General features: G+C 67.5%; 1 protein-coding gene. It reads left to right on the top strand.

Translation table 11 applies throughout. From position 1 onward, the window contains the following. A partial coding sequence (locus EOB49_RS35675) for a zinc-binding dehydrogenase (RefSeq protein ID WP_164782021.1) occupies positions 1 to 246 on the top strand: 246 nt, incomplete at both ends.

Genomic DNA, 246 nt, shown 5'->3' with positions numbered 1-246 from the left:
ATCCAGATCGCCAACAGTGTCGGTGCGACCGCGATCGCGGTGACGCGGACATCGGCGAAGAGGCAGGCCCTGCTCAACGCCGGCGCGGCTGAAGTCGTCGCCTTGGCCGAGGAGGATCTGGCGGCACGGCTGAACGGGATCGCAGGGCCTGAGGGCGTGCACGTCGTGTTTGATGCGGTCGGCGGCCCGATGTTCGAGCCGCTGACGGCGGCCATGTCGCATCGCGGCATCCTCATCGAATATGGC

It is taken from the genome of Mesorhizobium sp. M7A.F.Ca.MR.148.00.0.0 (genome assembly GCF_003997735.1).
Taxonomy (GTDB): domain Bacteria; phylum Pseudomonadota; class Alphaproteobacteria; order Rhizobiales; family Rhizobiaceae; genus Mesorhizobium.
Note: the sequence above shows the minus strand (reverse complement) of the source record. Positions and strands in the feature narration are given on the sequence as shown.